This window comes from Anaerosporomusa subterranea, from assembly GCF_001611555.1.
Taxonomy (GTDB): Bacteria; Bacillota; Negativicutes; order Sporomusales; family Acetonemataceae; genus Anaerosporomusa; species Anaerosporomusa subterranea.
On sequence record NZ_LSGP01000017.1, the window covers coordinates 290,922 to 313,013 of the forward strand.

Consider the following 22,092-nt stretch of genomic DNA (forward strand, 5'->3'; position numbering starts at 1 on the left):
GCATTTAAGCGCGAAAGGACTCTGGCAGTGCGCCAAAGTCCTTTCGCGTTCGGGAAGGCTAGTCTCTCATTTCATCAGAAATCATCTTTGACCCAAGATATACCATGGCACCAGCAAACAGGAGTTTAGCCATTTTGCCCATGTTCATATCCATATCCAGGTCAAACATTGGTTGGCGACGCTTCTTTTGAAACATAGAAACACCCCCTCGTTCGTAGTTTGCTGCATTTGCCTAAAATCATTCATTAACATATTCCTAATAACTGGACATAAAACGCATAATAAATATGAATACAGATGGTTCCCACTGTTCGCATCCTGCCGCATGTGATTTATATGCAATGGATCGCCTGTGTAGGTACCTTCCTGTTGGTGTATGTGCTTGATTCTGTGCCAATCAAGGCTGTTGCCAAACAGCCGGTTGGCGTGGAACAGTAAGCAATTTTCAACCGGCCTAGTATCCCCATGGACTGGGGATACTAGGCCGGTTTATAATACGCAGATATTACTTGCTGGCTGACAGAGCTTTGAAGTCTGCCTTCACCTGCTTCAGCAGTTCGGGCTTAGTAATTAGGTCATAGCCTGTTCCTGCCAGCGTTTTGGTTGCAGTGATCAGTGCTGCATGGCCAGTTTCAGTCGTTCCCGCCGCTACGAAATCCTTGGAGTGACCAGGAGTTCCAACTGGCACGAAGGCTATGCCTAATTCGGCTCCCGGGACCCGGAAAGTGACAGAGCCGAAGTCAGTTGAGCCGGTACTCTCAGGCGGAGGCAGAATTTGGGTCGCGCCAACTGCTTTAGCGTTTTCTAGCAATACGTTGTTTAGACTTTCGACAAGCACTTTGTTGTCATAGGCTTTGATTTCCTTAATAGTTACCTTAGTTCCAGTTGCTAGAGCCGCTCCGCGCGCTACGTTGTATACGCGCTCGACCACCCCGTTGAGGTAGTTACGGTCAGCGCCGCGAACGTAGAAGCGAGCTGCAGCGCGTTCTGGAACGATATTGGCAGCCGCTCCTCCGTCGGTGACAATACCGTGAATGCGGGTGTCCGAACGTACATGTTCGCGGAGGTACTCGACGCCATTAAACAGCATCATCACCCCATCAAGAGCGCTGATGCCTTTTTCTGGTGAGGCAGCGGCGTGCGAAGCTTTTCCTTCAAAGACAAAATCAACAAGGTTTAAGGCAAGCGATTTGGAGCCTACTGTTGTCCGATCTCCTGGATGGGTCATTAGGGCGACATCCAGTTTGTCGAATAAGCCAGCTGCAACCATGGGTAACTTGCCACTTGTCGTCTCTTCCGCCGGGGTGCCGTACACGATAATAGTTGCCGGCGTGTCACCTAAGCTCTTTGACAAGGCAATCCCGGCGCCGATACCTGCCGTGCCAATAATGCTATGGCCGCAGCCATGGCCAAGTTTATCTAATGCATCATATTCGGCCAGAAAGCCAATGGTCGGGCCGCCGCCTTTGTGGACATAAGTCGCGACGAACGCGGTTTTTAGTCCGGCTACCCCTCTTTCCACGGTGAATCCATTATCTTCGAGTGTTTTTGTCAGGAGTTCAACAGCTTTGAATTCCTGGTTGCCTGTCTCCGGATTGTCATGAATGAAGTCATTGATTTCAAATAGTTTCTGACTCATTGACTCGACATTGCTATAGACCTCCTGTTTTTCCGCCGCCATGACTGGAAGCGCAAGCAATAGAACCAAAACAAATGTAGCGGCAATAATCCGTTTCCGCATTTTGCATTCCTCCTATTTTTAATATAGTTAATTATACCTTAAATGTATATAAATGTAAAATAGGTGATGCCTGCTTGCTCCCTCCTGCGATGTGAAACGGCGTCTAGGAACTCTGGCGGAGGATTTTTTCAGTTTTAGGGCGAATACTGTTTATTGGAGGTGAAACATGAGAAAACTATATGGCATTGTACTGCTGCTGGCAGGTCTTATGATGGCCGGCACGACGACGTGTGCTGCTGGGCCACTTTGGGATGAGATATATCGCGATGTTCGGGGATTTGATGGCAAGGTTGGGGTATATGCTAAAAATCTTAAGACTGGCAAAAAGCTCGATATCAATGAACACGACATTTTCCCGACCGCGTCAACCAGTAAACTGGTAGTCGCGTTGGCGTCGTATAAATATCTCTATCCAACAGCATCGCCGGATAAGAAAGCCTGGTATGATGAAGGTATTCGCCAAATGATGGTAGTAAGCGACAACGAGTATTTCGCAGCCATCTTATCTGAGGTGGATGAGAAGAAATCAGATGTTCTGAACCGAGTGACCAGAGATCTCGGCTTATCCCGCACGCTCATTCATAACGAGGCCGCATTCCGCAAATACCAATATCACAGCGTAACAACTGCCTACGAGATGGCCAAGGTATTTGAAGCCATTAACAACGAACGTTACATAGGCAAGGAAAAGTCGCGCAAAATGAAAGCAGAGCTGGCAAATTCTATTTTTGATGAAGAAATTCCACGCTTCATGCAGACTCCTGTCATGCATAAAGTCGGTGAGTTGGATGATGTGCTGTGCGACGTCGGGATCGTCGATGATGGTAAGGATGCGATCCTGATCAGTGTATACACTAGCACTAAGCGTCCTGTAGCCTATGCGAGCGATTTTATCGCGAATATATCAGCGAAGCTCTACAATGAACTCAGACGCCCGGCAGGGCGTTAAAAAAGGCCAATCTGCGTTGTTAGCCTCGGAAATCTATTGTTTGCGTACCCGTATCGTACGCGGCACTGCTAGATTTCCGAGGCTGCCTAGCATCTCGACCTTTTTTAACGCCCTGCTTAGATATAATTTTGGATAAATCAGGAGGAAGCATGACGGAGAAGGTGGCTTTGGCTGTTTGCGAAACTTATTGGTATGCTGAGGTTGAGAAAGCGGTTGCCGAACTGTTCGCGGTTTGGGGCGGCGTTAGCGCCTTGGTTTCGCCGGGTGAGACTGTGTTGTTAAAGCCGAATATTGTTGAGGGTTTGCCGCCAGAGCGGGCGGTGACGACTCATCCTGAGATCGTGCGTGCAGTCATTCGCCAAGTGAAGCAAGCTGGTGCAAAGCCGGTGGTGGGCGAGTCGCCTGGAGTGAGCGGAACCCGCAAAGCAGCTGAACGTTGCGGTATCTGGGCGGTGTGCCAGGAAGAAGGCGTGGAACTGCTGCTGTTTGAGGAAGCAACTCCCGTTGCCTTCCCGGATGGTAAAATGATCAAGAAATTCAGTTTGGCGAAGGACCTATATTCTGTCGATAAAGTGATCTCGCTGGCAAAGATGAAGACTCACACATTTATGGATATCACCGGCGGAGTGAAGAATTTATTTGGGTTTATCGTAGGCGCTGATAAAGCGCAGTTCCATTTGCGGTTAAAGTGCCGCAGTGAGTTTGCCGCCATGCTAGTCGATTTGAACCAACTGGTAGCGCCGATTTTCTATCTGGTTGACGGAGTTGTCGGCATGGAAGGGAATGGTCCGCGTAATGGTATTCCGAAGCAGGCAGGCTTGCTCTTGGGCGGGACCAACGGTTTTGCTGTTGATTTGGTGATGGCTGATGTGATGGGCTTTCCGGCTGAAAAACTGCCGGTTGCGGCAGAGGCTATACGACAGGGAGTAACAGCCGGGCTATCGGCAATTGAGCGGACCGGTAGCGCGCGGAACGTAAAAGTTCCGTTTGTCCGACCCCGTAACTTGGAATCACTTGACGGCCGTCTGCCATCTTGGTTTGTCAGCTTCGGTCAGCAACAACTGACAGCACGTCCGGCGATTGAGTCCAACTGCGTAGGCTGCAGTCGTTGTGTTAGACATTGTCCGCCCCAGGCTATGGTTATCAAGGAGGGCAAGGCGGTCATTGATTATTCGCGCTGTATTCGCTGCTACTGCTGCCAAGAGCTGTGCCCCCATAACGCCGTGTCGCTGCGCGAAGGCTTTATACTGCGCGGCGTCCGGCGGGGAATCCGCTGGCTACGGTGATTCGAGGTACGTTATCGCGAAGCCCGCGAAGCGCGCAAGCGTCGCAAAGAGGGTATTAAATATATAAAATCCCTTTGCGCTCTTCGATTCTTTGCGATCTTTGTGCTAATTGTTCTCCGTCCTTGACTCCGTAACAGATTTTTAGTGGGTGTGTTGCGGAATTTCGCTGTTTTTGGCATGCAAAGCAGGGCAGAATAAAAATGCGGCGAATACATATTCAGGATAAATGTGGAGGTGTGTGAAGCTTGGAAATATTGCTGATGCGCCATGGCAAGGCTGAACCGCCGCACCGGACCGATTATGACCGTGAATTGACTGCGGCGGGGCGGCAGCGTATTCTCAGTGCCTCACTCGGGTTGAAGCAGATACTGGGCGGCAAACCGCTTATTATTTGGACAAGCCATTTGCCGAGAGCAAGACAGACTGCTGATATTATTGCCGAGACACTGGGCGTAACTGCAATTAGTGAGCACGAAGCCATCTATAGTGGCGACCTCGACAGCTTGATAACCGGCATTATCGATCTGCCTGAAGACAGTATGCTGCTTATCATCGGTCACGAACCTTGTCTCAGTGGTTGGTCTGAACGAATTAGCGGCGTATTGCTTCCCTTTAAACCGGGTGCTGTCGCTTGTTATAAGATCAGCCATCGGCAACCGCTCATTGGCAAACTTCGTTGGTTTGCTTTACCGAAGGTTCTGGCGCATTGGGGCATGAGCGAATCTAACGCCGGAGAAGGAGAAAATGCATGCCAGATTACTTCGAAACCGAACTCAAATTAAAAGTGCTCCAGCCTGGCGACAATGTCTTGCAGGCCTTTCAGAATTCGGAATATATAGGTCAGTTGGTGCCGGAGAATGCTTGGACGACCACGCGCATGGAAGCCTGGTATTATGATACAGCCGAACAGTCTTTGCAAAAAGCCGGTATCGCCTATCGGGTACGTCGTGAGGGCGATAACTGGGTTGCAACGGTAAAGGCAAACGGCTCGTCTGATGGCGGTCTGCATCAACGCGAAGAATGGAATCTGGCTAGTCCTGATTGCGAACCTAGACCAGAATTGTTTGCTGAGTTGCCAATCGGACCTAAGCTATTAGACACTATTGGCGATCAGCCGCTGCAACCACTGTTTGCAACCGTGTTTGAGCGTTATGCGGCTGAAGTTTCTTTCGAAGCTGCGCGAGTCGAATTGGCTGTTGATGAAGGCAAGATTTTGGCAGGTGAACTGTCAGAGCCCATTCGCGAAGTGGAATTAGAGCTGAAAGAAGGGCAACCGGTAGCTTTGCTAAGGTTGGGAGCTGCTATCGCCCGTGAAATACCGCTCGCCCCTGAGCCTAAATCCAAGTACTTCCGCGCATTGCTGTTGGCCGGATTAGCAGAACAGCAACCTAAACCGGTAGTTGATTTACCGATACAAACAGCGTTGGCAGATGGTCTATCACTGCTAATGTCTGTCGCAGTAGGCAAATTGTTTTCCACCTATCAGGCTTTTTTGGCGCATTCAGACGAGCCCAGACACGCGTATCAAATGCGAGTGAAGCTTCGGCGTCTTCGCTCCTTATTAGTGTTTGCCAAGCCATGCATACCTTTGGAGGACTTTCAAACCTGGAAACAGATGCTGGCTGAGTGGGGGCGTGTTTTTGGTCCACTGCGGGATCTTGATGTGCTGGCTGTTGAGTGGGAGGAATTGTGTAATAGCCCTTACATTACCTTTGACAGTAGGCCGTGGTTAGGAGACACTATTAGTAAACGGCGCTTGGCTCAACTGGAGCAGGTAAGCCAGACCATCAACCAGGGCCGCTTAAGTGCAGAGCTATTAGAACTGTGGGCATGGTCTGAAGGACACCCCTGGCAACCAGGAGAATATCCTTCGACAATTGGCGCTTTTGCTCGCTGGCGCATTGGCGGCTGGTTAGCTGCTTTGCTTGACGCTGGCAAAACAGCTAATTGGGAAAACGATCAAGAACTGCATGCTTTACGCCTACGACTGAAGCGGATTCGCTATACGCTGGCAGCCATGCCGTTTTACACTGATCGCCGATCCATAAAATTATTGACTGAGATAAAAGCGATGCAAGATCTGTTTGGTACTCTGAATGACCGCGCAGTTGCCGGCCGGCTGCTGACAACTTTAGCGAGGGGCGCCACCAGAGCGGTGTACCGGGATATCGGCATCCTCTCCGGCTGGCAAGGCAGGGGTGAACAATCTGCACGCAGCCAACTGCAGAGACAATGGAGGAATTTCAGGCAGGCAGCCAAACGCTGGTTAGACGCATAAGTAAAGTTAGTTATAGCAATGGAGGTAGACGCCCATGGGCAATACTCACACCACATCGCTGCAACCAGGACGTGTGATCGCTGATTCTGGAAACGCTGGTTCCGTATTATACGGCCCTTTCTCCTTCTCTGTCAGCGGATCGATACGCCCGTTTATTGACTGGTTGAATCAGAAAAGCCATCCCTATGGCAGGATTCTCTCTAAATGGAATCCTGGTTCCCGCGAATTTAGCGCAGCGTGGTTATATTTAGGAGCCAATGACCCGCAGGGCTTTTTGGAACTGCAAGAGATGTTTTATATAGCTTCATGATCTTTCGTCTCATAGCCAAGAGAAATAGGGGAAAAATGCTTTTGTGAAGCATTTTTCCCCTTAATTTTTAAACAACTAGAGAGTCTAGTGAAGTTTCCAAAAAAATAGCCGGAGAACGATTCCGCAGAGGTAAAGGAGGACACATAGAGGACACAGAGATTCTCTGTGGAATCGTACTACTAATCTCTACTTCGGCGCGTTACTTATGTAGCAGAATCGAAATTCGGATAGTCTCTGCTGGGTTCTTTTGCGGAGTATGTAGAATATGATTCAAGTGATGGAATTTTCCTGTAGAGGCTGTTACAAAGCGCCCATCTGCGTTGCACCCGCAAGGGGTATGCCGCCAACACTACGGCGCTAAAGCGCCAAGAGTTGCTCAATCGCTCCTGCGGTTACTTGTTTGCGTACCCCGCGTACGCGGCTCTGCGTAATCCTCGTCGCGCCTACGAAACTGATAAGCTATTGCAAACAATTTGCAGTCAGTCGCATATGTAACGACACCCGGACATTTTCTAACAGACTCCCTATTTTATGGTTGCGTGTTTGCAACACGCTCTTATCAGCAAAGCCAAAATTCAGGCTTTGCAGGAAATTAAAACCAAAAGTCGAATACCTATCCACTATCATGGTGAAAGAATTCCGGGGGGAGGCGGGACGTGTTTCCTGAGGTGAAAGTTTAGATTATTTTGGAGGGATAAACATGAAAAGCAAATGGATTGCGCTGGCGATTCTTGCCGTTTTTGCCCTGACTTTGGTCGGGTGTGGCGGCGCCAAACAGGAAGACGTTATCAAAATTGGCCATGCCGTAGCTCTGACCGGAGACTCCTCAATGTGGGGTATTGCTGAGAAAAATGCTCTCGAGATGGAAATTGCCAAAATTAACGCCGCTGGTGGTGTGTTGGGCAAGAAACTCCAGCTTATCGCCTATGATACCCGCGCCGATGCGACTGAAGCTGTCAACGTGACTAAGCGATTGGTTAGCCAAGACAAAGTTGCCGCTATTATCGGGCCAGGCCAGAGTGGTGTCGCCATTGCCATGAGCTCTGTTACTGAACCGGGCAAAGTGCCGATGATTGGAACCACCCCGACTAACCCGAAAGTTACCGTTGATGATAAAACCAACCAAGTCCGGAAATACTCTTTCCGCACCTGCTTCATCGATCCGTTCCAAGGCACGGTTGCTGCACAGTTTGCCACTAAGGAACTAAAAGCTAAGACCGCCGCTGTGGTCTATGACGTTGGCTCTGACTATTCTTCCTGGCTAGGCAAATACTTTATTGAAGAGTTCACCAAACAAGGTGGAACAATTGCCAATAACGAAGCCTTCCGGTCAGGTGAACTTGATTTCCGTGCCATTTTGGGCAAAGTGAAGCAAGCCAATCCGGATGTTATCTTTATTCCCACTATGCAAAAAGAAGCCGCTCTGGTCATGAAACAAGCTCGTGACCTAGGTATCACTGCGAAATTCCTCGGCGGTGACGGCTGGGGCAGCCCTGACCTAATCACTCTCGGCGGATCGGCTGTCGAAGGTTCCTATTTTGTTAACCTTGCTAGCTTAGACGATCCTGATATCCAAAAATGGATTGCTGATTACAAAGCTAAGTACAACCAAGAGCCGGTTCTGCCGAATCCGGTTATGGCGGTTGATGGACTACTGGCTGTTGTTGACGCTATCAAGAAAGCCAACAGCGCTGACCCTGTCAAGATTGCCGAACAACTGGAAAAAACCAAAGATCTGCCAGTTCTCACCGGCAAGCTGACGATTGATCCCAAAACCCACAACCCGCTGAATAAACCTGCGGTTATGCAAGAAGTCAAAGGCGGCAAATTTGTCTTTAAGTCCAAGGTTGTTACTCAGTAATTAGCAGCAAGTACGTTTTACCACAGAGTACATGGAGTACGTTTTTACCGCAGAGTACTCAGAGGGCCCGTCGAGTGCACAGAGGGTTTAAGATTTGTTTATATAACAATCCGTAGCCCTCTGCGGTTCCCTCTCTGTACTCTGCGTACTCTGCGGTTAACGTTTTCCTTCCTTTTTTCCCATAGGACCGTCTTAGCGGTTTTCTTTATCGGCGCGATTCGCGCGACGCTGGCCATTAGTTCCGAGGAGGATTTTCATGTTCATACAAACATTGGTCACTGGGCTGGCGATTGGCGGAATATACGCCTTGATGGCGGTTGGTTATTCTCTGGTCTTCAGCGTATTGAACTTTAGTAACTTTGCCTATGGCTCAATCATTATGTTAGGTGCTTATGCTGGCTATTATATTTTGACACAAATGGGACAGCCGCTGTTTGTCGCCGTGCTAGCTGCTATTATCGGCTCAGCAATATTGGCCTATGCCAATGAGAAGATTGCGTATAGCAGTCTGCGGCGCCGTAATGCTTCCTCTCTGTATTTCATGATCAGCGCAATGGGCACAGCGATTTTTTTGGAAAACCTCGTCTATGCTACTATCGGTTCGCGGTTTTATGCGTTTCCTGAGGTTCTGACTCGTCAGAATTTAAATGTCTTGGGCACTTCGCTTGGTATTTTGGATGCATTTGCGATTGTCTTTTCTTCTGTCGCGATTTATGGGTTGCACTGGTTTTTGCAAAACAGCAAGATGGGTATCGCGATTCGTGCTGCCTCGTATGATATGCAAGTCAGTCAAATTAATGGCGTTAATATCAATCGCTTGATTGGTCTGGTGTTTCTGCTCGCCGGAGCGCTGGCGGGCATCTCTGGCGTGTTCTTAGGGATGAAATATATGGTCTATCCCACGATGGGGTGGATTACGAATAAAGCCTATATTGCAGCTGTTATCGGCGGCTTGGGAAGTCTGCCCGGGGCAGTCGTTGGCGGGTTGCTCTTAGGCGTGCTAGAGACCTTTGTGTCTGCCTACATATCTTCAGCGATCCGCGATGTATTCAGTTTTTCCCTATTGGTAGTACTTCTCTTAGTAATGCCGTCTGGCTTGTTCGGCAAATATCTCGAGGAGAAGGTGTAGCATGTTTGAATACTTCAGCGGCGTTCTGACCTTCAGTTTAATTTATGTGATTGCCACAGTCGGCTTGGCCGTCTTTACCGGCTTTACCGGCTTGTTTTCGCTTGGACATGCCGCATTTGTCGCGATTGGAGCCTATACTTCCGGCATTCTAACCTACTTTTATCAGGTCAATTTCTGGCTGGCTTTGGTAGCTGGTGGTGTGATGTCCGGTCTGGTCGGAGTGATTATCGGCTACCCAACATTGAAAGCGAAGCTGCGCAGCGACTACTTCGCCATTGCGACGCTTGGCTTTGGCGAAGCAGTACGGGTGCTGCTGGAAAACCTCGATATCACCCAAGGGGCGCGCGGTCTGCCAGGCATTGCGCTGGAGACTGATCTGCCCACAGTGTTGGTTGTAACCATTATCGTACTCTGGGTAGCGCGCAACTTTATTCACTCCCGATATGGGCGGGCGGCTATTGCTGTGCGGGAGGATTTTACCGCTGCAGAGATGATGGGCATCAACTTGTTTACGATTCGCATGCGGTCGCTGGTTTTTAGCGCGGTGACCGCCGGTTTGGCTGGCGGACTGTTTGCCCACTATGTGTCCTTCATCCAGCCATCGATGTTTACTGGTGCGCTCTCCACCCAATTGACCGCCGGAGTAGTCGCTGGCGGCATGGGCAGCTTGACCGGACCAGCGCTGGCTGCGATTGTTTTTGTCGCTGTGCCGGAGGCCTTGCGCGTGGCCAGCATGTGGCGGTTGGTGGCTTATGGCTTTCTGTTGGTAGCTATCATGGTGTTTAGACCACAGGGCTTGTTCGGGCACCAGGAGATTTCTTGGAATACCTGGCGGAATCTGTGGAAAAGGGTTCGGTCCTGCGGGACTAAGCCTTGTTGAGGTGAGAAATGGAATTTTTGCGTCTTGACCAATTGGGTAAACAGTTTGGCGGCATAACCGCCTGTAACAATATTAGCTTTACTGCCGAGACTGGTCAAATTGTCGGTCTGATCGGGCCGAATGGGGCAGGTAAAACGACAGTATTTAATTTAATAACCGGAGTATATAAACCATCCTCCGGCACTATTAGTTTTGCAGGGCAAGTCATCAGTGGCTGCAGTCCTGATGACATCGTTGCCAAGGGAATTGCCCGCACCTTTCAAAATATTCGCTTGTTCCGCAGCCTGTCAGCGCTCGAAAATGTTTGCATCGCAGTGGACCGTGTAGCTGAGTATAGTCTGGTACAGGCACTATTGCGCTTGCCAAAGGTACTGCGCAGTGAAGCCCAAACGCGCCGTCAGGCCATGGAATACCTGGACGCGCTCGGGTTAGCTGACAAGGCGGAGCTGAAGGCGGAAAGTCTGCCATACGGCTTGCAACGCAAACTGGAGATTGCCCGAGCACTGGCTCTGAAGCCGCAACTGCTGCTGTTAGATGAGCCTGCCGCAGGCATGAACCCAGAGGAATCAGTCGAACTGGCCAAACTGATCCGGACGGTGCATGATCGCTATAACCTGACAACATTACTGATCGAACATCACATGGATGTTGTCATGCAACTATGTGATAAAATTGTGGTCTTGAACTTTGGCCAAAAGCTTGCCGAGGGGGCAGGCGGAGAAATTCAGACAAATCCCGAAGTACTTAAGGCATATCTTGGCTCAGGAGAAAGGAGCAAACGACGTGCTCGAAATTAAGGGGTTATCGGTAAAATACGGGCATATCGAAGCTCTGCGCGACATCAGCCTAACCATTAAGCCTGGCAGGATCGTTTCTGTGGTTGGCGCTAACGGCGCCGGCAAGTCAACACTAATGATGACTTTGGCAGGTGCACTTTTGCCAGCTGCAGGTACCATCAGCTTCGAGGGTAAGCCTTTGCCGCGCCGTCCCCACGAAGTACTGGGGCTAGGAATTTGTTTAGTGCCTGAACGGCGGCGGCTTTACGCCAACCTTACGGTAAAGGAAAATCTACAGATGGGCGCTTTCTTGCGCAATGATAAAAAGGGCATTGCTGATGACCTTGAGGCGATGTACGCCTTGTTTCCGGTCATGAAGCAACGGCTGACGCAATACGCCGGGACACTTTCGGGTGGTGAACAGCAGATGGTGGCAATTGCCCGCGGGCTGATGTCGAGACCCAAGCTGCTGCTGTTAGACGAGCCTTCGCTCGGCCTGGCGCCACTGTTGGTAGAAAGTGTGCTTGATGCTGTTGTTGACATCTGCTCGCGCGGCACAACCATCCTACTCGCTGAACAAAACGCCAATCAGGCGCTGGAGATGGCTGACGACGCCTTTGTTCTCGAAACCGGACGGATTGTCCTGTCTGGGCCGGGACCGGAATTAGCAGAGAATCCTCTCGTTCAGCAGGCGTATTTGGGGATAAAACATTAGCATCGGTATAAGAAACAGAGGCCAGAAACAGGTATACTTTCCACGGAGTGCACGGAGGATACACAGAGGACACAGAGGGAACGATATTTCTGCCAGATTGCTGGCGTACAAAAGCGAGAGCTCTCCGTGAGCACCTCCGTGTACTCCGTGACCTCCGTGGAATCGTCATCTCTAAAAGAGGGTGTCCCAAAGGGGCGTTATACATGAACTACATTGTTGAAGCAACTAATTTAGGCAAGAATTACGGCTCGTTTCGCGCCCTTAACGGCATTTCCTTTTTCATTCGACCTGGTGAATGCTTTGGCTTGTTAGGCCATAATGGCGCAGGAAAAACCACCACCATGCGGATGATTTACGGCTTATCGACCGTCGAAGCGGGTGAATTGCGTTTGTTTGGTGAGCCAATCAGTCTGACGCCTTCGTCGATTAAGTCCCGGATCGGTGTCGTACCCCAGGAGGACAACCTGGACCCTGACTTGACTGTGATCGAAAATCTCATTATCTATGGCGGATACTTCGGTTTGGCTAAGGATCAAGCTTTACAACGCGGTCGTGAGTTGATTGGCTTCATGGGCATGGAAGAAAAGGAAAATGCATCAGTTGATAGCTTGTCTGGTGGCTTGAAGCGGCGGCTGGTTATTGCCAGGGCGCTGATGAATCGTCCAGAACTGGTTATTCTTGATGAACCGACGACCGGACTTGATCCGCAGGCTCGCCGCTTGGTTTGGCAGAAACTTAGGGGGCTAAAAGCAGACGGCGTGACTCTTATCCTAACGACTCACTATATGGAGGAGGCGGCGCAACTTTGCGATCGCCTGATTGTGTTGCATGAAGGCCGGGTCCTGGCTGAGGGAAGTCCGGCTGAATTGGTCGCAGCCCATGTGATGTCTGAAGTGATTGAAGTCCACCTGCCGCTTGACCGGATTCCGTCTGGCTTTAGTGAAAGTGTGACAGCCGCGGGCGGACAAGTCATGACCGTGGCTGAGGGCCTGTTTCTCTATAGCAATCAAGGTCATGAGCTATGGCAGCAGACTGCCGCCTGGGGCGTTCCGGCACATGCCTGCATTCTGCGGCCTTCCACGTTAGAAGATGTTTTTCTGAAGCTGACTGGATGGGAGGGGGACGAATGATTTCCGCTCTACGCATTCTCGGCCGGCATATGACAGTGTTCCGCCGTACCTGGTTATCTAATGTGATGTATAACTGCATTGAGCCATTGCTTTATCTCGGTTCTATGGGCTTCGGCATTGGCGCCTTTGTCAGCGAAATGAAAGGGTTGAGCTATATACAGTTTGTCGCCACTGGTATGGTTGCTTCGTCAGCAATGTTTGCTGCTACCTTTGAATGTACCTATGGCAGTTTTATCAGGCTACATCATCAAAAGACCTTCCATGCCATGCTAGCTGCGCCAATAACAGTACGGGACGTGATCTGGGGCGAAGCGCTATTTGGTGCAGTCAAGACGGTTTGCTTCGGGGCAGCCATTCTGCTGGTCATCACCCTGTTGGGACAGGTCAACTCTATCTGGGCGTTAGCGATTCCGCCGTTTCTGGCTTTGCCGGGGCTGGCGTTTAGTTTCCTGGCGCTGGCGTTTACTGGCTATATTTCAAATATTGATTACTTTAACTACTATATAACCTTATTCATCACCCCGCTATACCTCTTCGCGGGCATCTTCTTTCCAGTGGACGCTATGCCTGGCTGGTTAGCATGGGCGGTTTGGCTCAATCCACTGTACCATGTTGTTGAGGTTTGCCGGGCGCTATCGTTAGGTTGGCTTGCGAGCGGACTGCTGATTCATGCCGGAGTTTTAGCTCTGCTGGCAACGGTGGCGGCTTGGCTAGCGGTTAGACTTATGGAAAAGCGGCTGATTTCATAGCTGTGATCCTTGTGGGAAAAGAGGCCTCCTCAGTGCAACTTGAGGAGGCCTCTTTGAGCGATCTTTTTTATATGTCTAGGTAGGGGCTTTAGAGGCTAATATGATTCTTCCTACTAGACTTTGTCCGTATTACTCTAGTTCTTGACGTTCGGTCTATAAACACAAAGCTGTGATAAAAAATGTGATATGTATGCCACTAAAATCCCGTCAACCTGCCCATTTCTGGGGTTTTCTACCTTTATATAATATAATATTAGGAGGCTTTTCGAAATTAGCCACGAATATTTAGTAGAAATAAAGAATGGAGAATGGTAATGGATAACGAATTAACAACATTTGAAAAAGCACTGGCTAATTTGTTTAAAGCCCGTTTTCCTTATGTATATATATCTACCTGGGAAGAGGAACGGGTATTGTCTGCGATCGAGCGAGTAGCAAAAAGTGAGTCTTTAGTGAAAACCATTCGTAATGTGTTTGTTTGGAAAGCGACCACCGGATTAGGTGGAGAAGGTCAACAGCCATCAAAGGAAGATACTAAAAATGCATTAAAAACCTTTGAATTCATTGAGAAATACGATGGTTCAGCCGTATTTGTTTTATTGGACTTTCATATTCACTTTGGGTGTCAGGGAAGGGTTGCAGATGTTCAAGTAATCCGTAAGATTCGAGATACTATTACGCTGCTTAAGCGGAGCGCTAAACCAAAGAATGTAGTTTTTGTCTGTCCCACGCTGGTATTGCCGCATGATTTACAAAAGGATGTAACCATTCTTGATTTTGATTTACCAAGTTCCGGAGAAATAAAAAGGGTACTGGATGAAATGATTCTGGTCAATCGCGATAGCGGCAGGATTCAAATTGATCTAAAGCCTGGTGACGCTGAGCGTCTTGCTAAGGCGGCTCAAGGCCTGACATTGCAGGAGGCGGAAAATGCTTTTGCCAGGGCGATGGTTGAAACAGGCAGACTGGATAACAAGAGTGTAGAGGTAATTCTTGAGGAGAAACGTCAAATTATTAAAAAGACAGGCATTCTAGAATTTATAAAATCTGATCTTAATATGAAAGATGTCGGCGGGCTGGGAAATATGAAACGCTGGCTAAAACGCCGCGACAAGTCATGGGATGATTCAGCGCAAAAATACTGTCTGCCTTCTCCCAAAGGTATATTGATTACCGGGGTTCCAGGGTGCGGCAAGAGTTTAACGGCTAAGGCAATCAGCGCCATGTGGCAATTGCCGTTGTTGCGTCTCGATATCGGAAAAATATTCAGCGGGATTGTGGGCAGCAGCGAAGAAAATATGCGCAGCGCCATCAAAACAGCAGAGGCAATTGCCCCGTGTATTTTGTGGATCGACGAAATTGAGAAAGGATTCAGTTCCACCGGCACTGCTGGCGATAGCGGGACCTCCAGTCGAGTATTTGGAACTTTTTTAACATGGATGCAAGAGAAAGTTGCCCCGGTCTTCGTAGCGGCAACTGCCAATAATATTCATGCTTTACCGGCCGAGATGTTAAGAAAGGGGCGGTTTGACGAGATTTTCTTCGTTGACTTGCCAACCCATCGTGAGAGGGTGGAAATTCTCCGGGTTCATTTGGAAAAACGGCTGCGTGACCGAGAGGTAATTGGCGGGTTCCAGATCCAAGAGAATAATTTGGAATGCTTGGCTCAAGTGACAGAGGGATTCGTGGGAGCAGAGATTGAGCATGTCGTAACATCGGCTTTGTTTGAGGCGTTTTCTGAAGACCGCAGTATCCTGCTTGATGATTTTCTGAAAGCGATAAGCCAAACTGTTCCATTGTCTATTACCCAAGCAGAACAAATTCGTGGTATTCGCGAATGGGCCAATGTCCGTGCTGTGGCGGCGACAAGCCAGGATGATCGAATCGAGTACGTGAGTCAGGTTAATGATGTGGCCGATGATGTTCGCACTACGCGGGGCGGCCGTACTATCGACTTCTGACGAGCCAAAGAGTTATCAATGGTTAGCTGGGGTTAACGGTGTGAGAGCTACGGAAGAAGCGGATTACAGTTACTATTATACGGTGTCCGTACAATAGACGTTTAGGAGGATAACCGATGTCAGTTTGTTTGCTGATGCTGCCTGTGGCTCTAGCTATGCGAGTAGTGATGGGACAAGAGAATTTTGAGCAGTGGGTAAATTCTATGCAAGTCACATTCCCAACTAATTTTAAAGACGAAACTGATTTAGTTAGAACGATAAAAAGAGCTGGTTACGATGCTGAAAAGTGGGGCTCAACGATCAAAACTCATATTAACGCTGAAAAAGCTTTTTTCTTTTGGGAGTTAAGAGATCATTGTTGGAGTGCGGTGTTTTCAAAATATGATTCAAAAGAAAATATCCAATGGTTTATACAGGATTTAGAGGCAAAGTCTAATCGCCGGATTTTTCATATGGAAGGGCAAACCGATAAAATTAAAGTTGAACCTACACCGAAGTATCCGACTAACTTTTGTAACGGACAACTGCTGCGCAAGACATTGAACGAGTATGGCGCTACTATAAAAACGGATTTAGGAAGCTCATTTAAGGCTTTGATTGGAGAAATGTCCCTTCAATTCTCGCAGCAGGGAGAGGCTCCTTTTACTGTGGAGATAGAGACGACTTCTACTATGAGCTCGACTTTTGCCTATTTATCACTTCTCGATGAGGACTATAAGCGAAATGTCCAGGAAGCAACCTATGAACGGGTTAAACAAAAACTGGCGGAGCGGAACCTATGTATTGAGAATGAGGAGGTTCTGGAGGATAACTCTATTGTTTTAACAGTAGTGATCGAAAGCTAGCTACAGGAGAGGGTATATGAGCTATCATGAATTTTTCGGTCTTCAATTATCAGCTTGTGAAGATGAGGTTGCTAACTTATTTTTTAACGATATACATAAAGGCAGCAACTTATATCTGTATCCTGATATTCCGGAGAAGAAGCTGGAAGCAGCCAAAAGGACTTACGCTCCTGTCGTAAAGAAGGATGGCTTGCTGGCGTTAGCAGATAACACCGTATTTGGGGCGGCTGATGAGGGCCTCGTATTGACTCTGCATGGGATTTATTGGACTGAGGTAGTCATGAGTAGTAAAGGGACGTACCTTCCATATAAAGAAATTTTTGAAGTGGCTGCAAGCACCTCTTTATCTTTTAAGGGTGGGGGCAGGGGTATCAAGGTTAACGGGACGCGTTGGATATCGCTTGCCTGCCTCAATTCGGCGTCTATTCTTGAATTGGCGAATTTCATAGAATCAGCATCAGAAATATGCGGCAAGTATTGCGTTGATAGTGAAGCAGCGGTTGGTGAGCCAGAGAAAGGCGATAATCGTTTCGAAGAATGGTTTATCTCAGTTAACGGCCAGACCTATGGCCCTTATCATCTAGATACCATTAAAGCTTTGGTATCGTCGAAACAGATACAGCCTGATACATGCTTGGGGTGGAAAGATGGTATGGCCAACTGGCTAGACTTTATGGACATTTCTGAATTGGCTAATCTTGTTAGGACAGGTCCTCCGCCGCTGCCGTCGCCATCATTACCGCCCACCCGTGAGCAACTCGAGCCAATGGGCGGTTTATCAGTTAGCGATGAACTGCATGGTTTACTTAATATTAATATCGCAACTGTGGATGAATTACTCGGATTGCCAGGAATAAACCTTGACCAGGCCAGATTTTTAGTTAGCCAGCGTGAACGCAGGAGATTCTTTTCATCTGTTGAGGAAGTTGGAGAATTATTGCAGCTGCAACCGCATCAAGTAGAAAAGATCCGTAGTCGTATTGTTATTTCAGCATTACCGGGCGGTGGGAGAAGGATCGATTATTAGGGGAGGAAAGCATGCAAAAGCAGTTTAGGCTACAGATATTTCCCGATGGCAGGGTGCAGGTAGAGCTTGAGGGTATCAAAGGGAAAAAATGTACCGACTACATCGCTCTCTTGGAGGAACTAACAGGCTCCGAAACGTACGAGTCGGCCTATACGGCAGACTATTACGAACAGGAAGACATCACACTGCAAAACGACTTGCATTCAAAAATTACTGAAAGTGAAAAGGCAGGGTGGCGAAGATGATCCTGCTACTCGGGTATATAGCGTTTGCAGCACTGTTATTTGTTGGTTACGTAGTTCTAGGCAACACGTTTACAGCATTAATTCCCATCCTGCCTTTGGCTGCTGCGATCTATATGTACTTCCAGGCAAGAGTTAAAGCAGGCAGCAAGGGCAAAGCCTGGATCTGGGTGTTGATTACGTTTCCGTTCTTCTTTATAACAATACCTTTGTGGATATATTTGCATAGATCGCAACCATTGCAACAAGCTGAAGAACGGAAAGAGGAGCTGGCTGCAAAAGCAGATCCGCTTCAGCCAGCTGATGTCTATCATACGAAGCTAACGACCGATATGGAAGCAGGAGCAGATAAAGTAATAAAACCGCCGCCTATTGTACAAACTCCCTTGCAGATAACAGACAGTGAACTGCTTGATCTTAATATAGCGACAGAAAAAGAGTTGGCTGGATTGCCGGGAATAAGTATCATATTGGCAAAGAAGGCAGTTTCTGTACGGCAAAAAACAGGCGGCTTCAAAAGTTTTGATGATTTTTGCCGTCATCTAAGCTTGAAACCGCATATTGCCAAACTCATTCGTCCCTTGTGTCAAGTCAGTATTTGCGAGCCGGGTGTAGCTAAAACAACTTCAGGAAGAGTGATCGATTATTAATGCATATTAGACTTTATAACTTCCTGCCAAAGACTGCAGTTGAAGGTCCGGGGATACGCGCCTGCGTTTGGGTGCAGGGATGTCCTATCCGGTGCAGAGGCTGTGCCACACCGGAAGCCTGGGATGAAAGTGGCGGTATTGAAGTCGATGTTGATGCTTTGGCACAGGAAATCGTATCAGTCCCGGATTTAGAGGGGGTAACTTTTGCCGGTGGAGAGCCGTTTGCGCAGGCTGACGCCCTTGCAGAACTGGGGAGGATTGTGCGTGAATTCGGTCTGACCGTTCTTACGTTTACGGGGTATCGATTCGAAGATATCAAAATGAGCAATTGCCCCTCCTGGCAAGAGCTTCTTGCTGTTACTGATGTCTTGATTGATGGCCCGTATAAACAGGAATTGGCAGATACCAGTCGCCCTTGGATTGGTTCAGCGAATCAGCGGTATCATTTCCTAACTGAACGTTATCAGTACTTGCAAAAAGATCTTCCGAATATTTCAAATAAGATTGAAATCAGAATTAGGCCGAACGGACAAATCCTAGTGAATGGGATACTGTCACAAGACGATTTATCGTTTTTACTAGAACTACGCAATGCGCACGATGTGCGCCGCAAAAGGGATACATAACGCACATCGTACGCACAGACCGTCAACAAAAGGGCACCTTGCGCTTCGCGTAGAGTGCCCTTTTTGTCGGCGGTCTGCCAAAGACATCCTCAGTAAATGTGAGGAGGTCTTTGTAAAAACAGAGGAGGGATGAAGTTGTCATATGCCGGAAAAATACCAGGCAACGTTACCGATGACAATAGCTGCCGCTAATGCCATGAGTGAACCTGCAGTTTTGATTTCATTTAGCCAAGATGGCTCGGTTTCGCGAATCATTTCTTTTAAATCTTTTCCGTGGATGGAACAATGCTCATCAGTACAGTAGGCATGCAGTCCAGGTGCTTTTGCCATAAAACTCACCCTTCTTTATCATCACCGCCTGTAAAGGCGGGATTATCCTTTTCTGATTACTAGTATATTCTTATTGAGAATGAAAGTCAATATCAATAAGAAAAAATAATTACTATATAAAAAGCCGGGACATCACATCCCGGCTTAAGAAACTTCAGAGTGTCAGGCGAATCGGTTTTCTCTCTTTATAATAAACCGGCGTCAACCCGCAGGTTTCAGCCATTTCCATGGCTAAGTCCAGTCCTTTGCCAATATCTTTGGCCTTATGGGCATCTGAGCCGATTGTGACAAACCGGCCGCCTAGTTCGCGGAAACGATGGTAGACAGGCAACAACGCTTCTTTGCTGTCAGGCAGGTAGAGGCGGCGAGTATTGATTTCAATCGCTTGGTCGCGTTGCGCTAGTTGGGAGAGAACCAAGTCAATATCTGTTTGGAAATCAAAGAAATAGAGTTCAGGGTCATCAAACTGGGCATAGCGGCAGATGTAATCTATATGACCTAAGCTGTCAATAAAGTCATATTGTTCGAGACAAACAATCATCGAATTAAAGTACTGATGATAGACCTCTTCTTTTGTCCGGGTGTGATAAAACGATCCTTGGTAAATGTCGATGTTCTCAACGACATGGATGGAGCCGATCACAAAGTCAAATGGATGCTTGGCGACGATTTCCCGGTTGGCGTCAACACAGTCATCACGCATGCCAATCTCGATCCCCAGCAGCAGCGCGTCGCTGCGGTGTGCCCCATAAGCAGCAAAGTAGTCATCAACATTAAATGTAAACGCCTCTGGCTCAGGATAGGCAAGATCCATATGCTCGGTGATGATAATTCCAAGATTACGCTCTCTAGCTGCCTGCTCCGCCTCAGCAAACGTCATGCGCGAGTCAGTAGAGAAGGTAGTATGCGTATGAGTATCAAACAACATGAAGGAGTAAGCCTCCTGAATTCAATAATATTACGGTACTATGTTCTACATTGCAATCCTATTTCCTGCTAGTCATTTTGCCGCCCAAAGTAAGAGAGAAGAAAAGGGTGCCATTTTACAGCAGAGTAAATAGAGGGTACATTGAGGACACAGAGGGTCTCGAATTTGTTTTATATAAAACTGCATCCCCTCTGCGGGTATCCTCCGCGCACTCAGCGTACTCTGCGGTTAACGTTCCCCATACTCGCTTAGACCGCCGCAGCGGCTGCTTACTGAACAAACTTTTACCGATCTGTCAGTGGCGTCTCCAAGCTGTTAATCAGATTTTCTGCAGCCATCATTCCCATCGCATCAATAGCCTCAAAGGTAGAGGCCGCACAGTGAGAGCCGATGATGATGTTATCCAGTTTCAGAAACTCATCATTGCTCGGCGGCTCTGCTTCAAACACATCAATACCTGCTCCCCAAATTCTGCGGTTTTTCAGCGCTGATAACAAGGCGGCTTCATCAATAATTCCGCCTCTGGCCGTATTAACCAGTACAGCAGTCTGTTTCATCAATGCAAATTCTTTGCTTGATATCAGGTTCTTCGTACTGTCGAGCAATGGCAAATGAATACTGATAAAATCCGATTCCTGCAGCAGTGTTTCGAGATCAACATAAGTGATGTTGTGTTTCTGTGCATACTCGAGGTCAGGAGAAGTATCATAAGCAATAATCTTCATGTCAAATCCGGAGACCTTTTTCACTACCGCTTTGGCGATGCTTCCGAGACCAATAAGGCCCAGCGTTTTATTATCCATTTGAATAGTACTGACCTTCGCCCAATTCCGTTGTCGGCATTCCTGGTCAATATAGACCATCCGCCTGGCTGTCGCCAGCATTAGCGTCACGGCGAAATCGGCAACGGCGCCGGTGTTGGCGCCGACTGTTTTTGTGACAATAATACCCCGCTGCTCGGCATACGCCAAGTCAATATTGTCTAAACCGACTCCGTACTTGGAGATAGCTTTCAGTTGCTTAGCGTTTTTTAATACCTCGCCATTTAGCGGATCAACGCCAATGACAATGCCGTCAACATCCCTTATCGCAACACTCATTTCTTCTTGTGTCATGATGCGTTGATAGGGGTTAGTGATTATTTCATAGCCTTTTTCCTTCAACAGTTCAATCGGCTTGTTATTATTTTTACCAAACGAGCGTGGTGTTATCAGAATCTTTTTCATGGTCAAAGAAGCTCCTCAATCTGTAGATTTTAAATGAACTAGCTTAGTGGAACCAAGACAAGCTGTGGGAAGAGTGTGAGTAGCAATAAGAGGATGATTTCAATCCACATATAAGGCATAACACAGCGAATAATGTCATGCATCGTGATTTTGCCGACTCCGGCAGCGGCGTTAAGCACCGTTCCAACTGGTGGAGTGAGACAGCCGATCATATTATTGAACACAAACATGAAACCGAAATAGATGGGGTTAATACCGGCCTTATGAACAATCGGCATCAAAACAGGGGTGAGGTTGGCGGCGAGTATTTGCGTGTCAAACATCCCCATATGCAAGAGTAGCGCAACGCCGCTCATGATAAGGGCGAAAGCGATAGGAATACCGAGCGCCATCACTGCAAGCAATGATGCCACGAATACGACCATCGTCATAGTCATAGTTTTCGACCCTCCT

General features: G+C 48.2%; 25 protein-coding genes. 19 read left to right on the plus strand and 6 right to left on the minus strand.

Going from position 1 to position 22,092, the window contains the following annotated elements; all coding sequences use genetic code 11:
- Window positions 1-58 precede the first annotated feature (58 nt).
- Window positions 59-196, minus strand: a complete 138-nt coding sequence (locus AXX12_RS19285; RefSeq protein ID WP_156478617.1) for a hypothetical protein — start codon at window positions 194-196, stop codon at window positions 59-61.
- A 101-nt stretch (window positions 197-297) separates the two neighbouring features.
- Between AXX12_RS19285 and AXX12_RS19595 the strand changes: the two genes are divergently transcribed.
- A complete protein-coding gene (locus AXX12_RS19595) occupies window positions 298-438 on the plus strand; it encodes a hypothetical protein (protein ID WP_197470683.1) in 141 nt (46 codons plus the stop codon).
- A gap of 67 nt (window positions 439-505) precedes the next feature.
- Here AXX12_RS19595 and AXX12_RS08885 read toward each other — a convergent pair whose 3' ends face one another.
- Window positions 506-1,741, minus strand: a complete 1,236-nt coding sequence (locus AXX12_RS08885; RefSeq protein ID WP_082816779.1) for a M20 family metallopeptidase — start codon at window positions 1,739-1,741, stop codon at window positions 506-508.
- 166 nt (window positions 1,742-1,907) lie between these two features.
- Here AXX12_RS08885 and AXX12_RS08890 point away from each other — a divergent pair, with 166 nt between their 5' ends.
- The 18 genes from AXX12_RS08890 to AXX12_RS08975 all read left to right on the plus strand — a co-directional run bounded on the left by AXX12_RS08890 (window position 1,908) and on the right by AXX12_RS08975 (window position 19,155).
- Window positions 1,908-2,690, plus strand: coding sequence for a serine hydrolase (locus AXX12_RS08890; RefSeq protein WP_066241156.1), 783 nt, complete (start codon window positions 1,908-1,910; stop codon window positions 2,688-2,690).
- A gap of 149 nt (window positions 2,691-2,839) precedes the next feature.
- Window positions 2,840-3,976: a DUF362 domain-containing protein gene (locus AXX12_RS08895; protein WP_066241161.1), complete on the plus strand. Its 1,137-nt coding sequence runs from the start codon at window positions 2,840-2,842 to the stop codon at window positions 3,974-3,976.
- A gap of 245 nt (window positions 3,977-4,221) precedes the next feature.
- Entirely contained in the window at window positions 4,222-4,758 is a 537-nt protein-coding gene (locus AXX12_RS08900; RefSeq protein ID WP_066241163.1) for a SixA phosphatase family protein, read from the plus strand.
- Window positions 4,725-6,254, plus strand: a complete 1,530-nt coding sequence (locus tag AXX12_RS08905) for a CYTH and CHAD domain-containing protein (RefSeq protein WP_066241166.1) — start codon at window positions 4,725-4,727, stop codon at window positions 6,252-6,254. The genes AXX12_RS08900 and AXX12_RS08905 overlap by 34 nt, the downstream gene beginning before the upstream one ends.
- Window positions 6,255-6,288: 34 nt before the next feature.
- Entirely contained in the window at window positions 6,289-6,564 is a 276-nt protein-coding gene (locus AXX12_RS08910) for a hypothetical protein (protein ID WP_066241169.1), read from the plus strand.
- Between the two features lie 700 nt (window positions 6,565-7,264).
- Window positions 7,265-8,425: an ABC transporter substrate-binding protein gene (locus tag AXX12_RS08915; protein WP_066241172.1), complete on the plus strand. Its 1,161-nt coding sequence runs from the start codon at window positions 7,265-7,267 to the stop codon at window positions 8,423-8,425.
- A gap of 256 nt (window positions 8,426-8,681) precedes the next feature.
- Window positions 8,682-9,554: a branched-chain amino acid ABC transporter permease gene (locus AXX12_RS08920; RefSeq protein WP_066241175.1), complete on the plus strand. Its 873-nt coding sequence runs from the start codon at window positions 8,682-8,684 to the stop codon at window positions 9,552-9,554.
- 1 nt (window position 9,555) lies between these two features.
- Complete coding sequence (locus tag AXX12_RS08925; RefSeq protein WP_066241178.1) at window positions 9,556-10,434, plus strand: branched-chain amino acid ABC transporter permease; 879 nt, start codon at window positions 9,556-9,558, stop codon at window positions 10,432-10,434.
- A gap of 8 nt (window positions 10,435-10,442) precedes the next feature.
- Complete coding sequence (locus AXX12_RS08930) at window positions 10,443-11,231, plus strand: ABC transporter ATP-binding protein (protein WP_066241181.1); 789 nt, start codon at window positions 10,443-10,445, stop codon at window positions 11,229-11,231.
- Window positions 11,218-11,925 (plus strand): ABC transporter ATP-binding protein, encoded by a 708-nt coding sequence (locus AXX12_RS08935; RefSeq protein ID WP_066241184.1) that lies wholly within the window; start codon window positions 11,218-11,220, stop codon window positions 11,923-11,925. The genes AXX12_RS08930 and AXX12_RS08935 overlap by 14 nt, the downstream gene beginning before the upstream one ends.
- Window positions 11,926-12,128: 203 nt before the next feature.
- Window positions 12,129-13,055, plus strand: coding sequence for an ABC transporter ATP-binding protein (locus AXX12_RS08940; RefSeq protein ID WP_066241186.1), 927 nt, complete (start codon window positions 12,129-12,131; stop codon window positions 13,053-13,055).
- Window positions 13,052-13,804, plus strand: coding sequence for an ABC transporter permease (locus AXX12_RS08945; protein WP_082816780.1), 753 nt, complete (start codon window positions 13,052-13,054; stop codon window positions 13,802-13,804). The genes AXX12_RS08940 and AXX12_RS08945 overlap by 4 nt, the downstream gene beginning before the upstream one ends.
- 308 nt (window positions 13,805-14,112) lie before the next feature.
- Complete coding sequence (locus AXX12_RS08950; protein WP_082816781.1) at window positions 14,113-15,765, plus strand: AAA family ATPase; 1,653 nt, start codon at window positions 14,113-14,115, stop codon at window positions 15,763-15,765.
- 116 nt (window positions 15,766-15,881) lie between these two features.
- A complete protein-coding gene (locus AXX12_RS08955) occupies window positions 15,882-16,610 on the plus strand; it encodes a hypothetical protein (protein ID WP_066241195.1) in 729 nt (242 codons plus the stop codon).
- Between the two features lie 16 nt (window positions 16,611-16,626).
- Window positions 16,627-17,637, plus strand: a complete 1,011-nt coding sequence (locus AXX12_RS08960; protein ID WP_066241200.1) for a GYF domain-containing protein — start codon at window positions 16,627-16,629, stop codon at window positions 17,635-17,637.
- An 11-nt stretch (window positions 17,638-17,648) separates the two neighbouring features.
- A complete protein-coding gene (locus AXX12_RS08965; RefSeq protein WP_066241204.1) occupies window positions 17,649-17,882 on the plus strand; it encodes a DUF2997 domain-containing protein in 234 nt (77 codons plus the stop codon).
- Entirely contained in the window at window positions 17,879-18,529 is a 651-nt protein-coding gene (locus AXX12_RS08970) for a ComEA family DNA-binding protein (RefSeq protein WP_066241206.1), read from the plus strand. The genes AXX12_RS08965 and AXX12_RS08970 overlap by 4 nt, the downstream gene beginning before the upstream one ends.
- Entirely contained in the window at window positions 18,529-19,155 is a 627-nt protein-coding gene (locus AXX12_RS08975; RefSeq protein ID WP_066241208.1) for a 4Fe-4S single cluster domain-containing protein, read from the plus strand. The genes AXX12_RS08970 and AXX12_RS08975 overlap by 1 nt, the downstream gene beginning before the upstream one ends.
- A gap of 138 nt (window positions 19,156-19,293) precedes the next feature.
- Here the strand turns inward: AXX12_RS08975 and AXX12_RS08980 are convergent, their stop codons facing one another.
- The 4 genes from AXX12_RS08980 to AXX12_RS08995 all read right to left on the minus strand — a co-directional run bounded on the left by AXX12_RS08980 (window position 19,294) and on the right by AXX12_RS08995 (window position 22,076).
- Complete coding sequence (locus AXX12_RS08980) at window positions 19,294-19,485, minus strand: hypothetical protein (RefSeq protein ID WP_066241210.1); 192 nt, start codon at window positions 19,483-19,485, stop codon at window positions 19,294-19,296.
- Between the two features lie 154 nt (window positions 19,486-19,639).
- Window positions 19,640-20,413, minus strand: a complete 774-nt coding sequence (locus AXX12_RS08985) for a histidinol phosphate phosphatase (RefSeq protein WP_066241214.1) — start codon at window positions 20,411-20,413, stop codon at window positions 19,640-19,642.
- Window positions 20,414-20,697: 284 nt separating this feature from the next.
- Window positions 20,698-21,639: a phosphoglycerate dehydrogenase gene (locus AXX12_RS08990; protein ID WP_066241217.1), complete on the minus strand. Its 942-nt coding sequence runs from the start codon at window positions 21,637-21,639 to the stop codon at window positions 20,698-20,700.
- A gap of 38 nt (window positions 21,640-21,677) precedes the next feature.
- Entirely contained in the window at window positions 21,678-22,076 is a 399-nt protein-coding gene (locus AXX12_RS08995) for a TRAP transporter large permease subunit (RefSeq protein WP_066241219.1), read from the minus strand.
- Window positions 22,077-22,092: the final 16 nt, after the last annotated feature.

Excerpts from the sequence above, each read along its gene's own strand:
- AXX12_RS19285 (WP_156478617.1), bottom strand. The coding sequence starts at position 196 with ATGTTTCAAAAGAAGCGTCGCCAACCAATGTTTGACCTGGATATGGAT.
- AXX12_RS19595 (WP_197470683.1), top strand. The coding sequence starts at position 298 with ATGGTTCCCACTGTTCGCATCCTGCCGCATGTGATTTATATGCAATGG.
- AXX12_RS08885 (WP_082816779.1), bottom strand. The coding sequence starts at position 1,741 with ATGCGGAAACGGATTATTGCCGCTACATTTGTTTTGGTTCTATTGCTT.
- AXX12_RS08890 (WP_066241156.1), top strand. The coding sequence starts at position 1,908 with ATGAGAAAACTATATGGCATTGTACTGCTGCTGGCAGGTCTTATGATG.
- AXX12_RS08895 (WP_066241161.1), top strand. The coding sequence starts at position 2,840 with ATGACGGAGAAGGTGGCTTTGGCTGTTTGCGAAACTTATTGGTATGCT.
- AXX12_RS08905 (WP_066241166.1), top strand. The coding sequence starts at position 4,725 with ATGCCAGATTACTTCGAAACCGAACTCAAATTAAAAGTGCTCCAGCCT.
- AXX12_RS08910 (WP_066241169.1), top strand. The coding sequence starts at position 6,289 with ATGGGCAATACTCACACCACATCGCTGCAACCAGGACGTGTGATCGCT.
- AXX12_RS08915 (WP_066241172.1), top strand. The coding sequence starts at position 7,265 with ATGAAAAGCAAATGGATTGCGCTGGCGATTCTTGCCGTTTTTGCCCTG.
- AXX12_RS08920 (WP_066241175.1), top strand. The coding sequence starts at position 8,682 with ATGTTCATACAAACATTGGTCACTGGGCTGGCGATTGGCGGAATATAC.
- AXX12_RS08925 (WP_066241178.1), top strand. The coding sequence starts at position 9,556 with ATGTTTGAATACTTCAGCGGCGTTCTGACCTTCAGTTTAATTTATGTG.
- AXX12_RS08930 (WP_066241181.1), top strand. The coding sequence starts at position 10,443 with ATGGAATTTTTGCGTCTTGACCAATTGGGTAAACAGTTTGGCGGCATA.
- AXX12_RS08940 (WP_066241186.1), top strand. The coding sequence starts at position 12,129 with ATGAACTACATTGTTGAAGCAACTAATTTAGGCAAGAATTACGGCTCG.
- AXX12_RS08945 (WP_082816780.1), top strand. The coding sequence starts at position 13,052 with ATGATTTCCGCTCTACGCATTCTCGGCCGGCATATGACAGTGTTCCGC.
- AXX12_RS08950 (WP_082816781.1), top strand. The coding sequence starts at position 14,113 with ATGGTAATGGATAACGAATTAACAACATTTGAAAAAGCACTGGCTAAT.
- AXX12_RS08955 (WP_066241195.1), top strand. The coding sequence starts at position 15,882 with ATGTCAGTTTGTTTGCTGATGCTGCCTGTGGCTCTAGCTATGCGAGTA.
- AXX12_RS08960 (WP_066241200.1), top strand. The coding sequence starts at position 16,627 with ATGAGCTATCATGAATTTTTCGGTCTTCAATTATCAGCTTGTGAAGAT.
- AXX12_RS08965 (WP_066241204.1), top strand. The coding sequence starts at position 17,649 with ATGCAAAAGCAGTTTAGGCTACAGATATTTCCCGATGGCAGGGTGCAG.
- AXX12_RS08970 (WP_066241206.1), top strand. The coding sequence starts at position 17,879 with ATGATCCTGCTACTCGGGTATATAGCGTTTGCAGCACTGTTATTTGTT.
- AXX12_RS08975 (WP_066241208.1), top strand. The coding sequence starts at position 18,529 with ATGCATATTAGACTTTATAACTTCCTGCCAAAGACTGCAGTTGAAGGT.
- AXX12_RS08980 (WP_066241210.1), bottom strand. The coding sequence starts at position 19,485 with ATGGCAAAAGCACCTGGACTGCATGCCTACTGTACTGATGAGCATTGT.
- AXX12_RS08985 (WP_066241214.1), bottom strand. The coding sequence starts at position 20,413 with ATGTTGTTTGATACTCATACGCATACTACCTTCTCTACTGACTCGCGC.
- AXX12_RS08990 (WP_066241217.1), bottom strand. The coding sequence starts at position 21,639 with ATGAAAAAGATTCTGATAACACCACGCTCGTTTGGTAAAAATAATAAC.
- AXX12_RS08995 (WP_066241219.1), bottom strand. The coding sequence starts at position 22,076 with ATGACTATGACGATGGTCGTATTCGTGGCATCATTGCTTGCAGTGATG.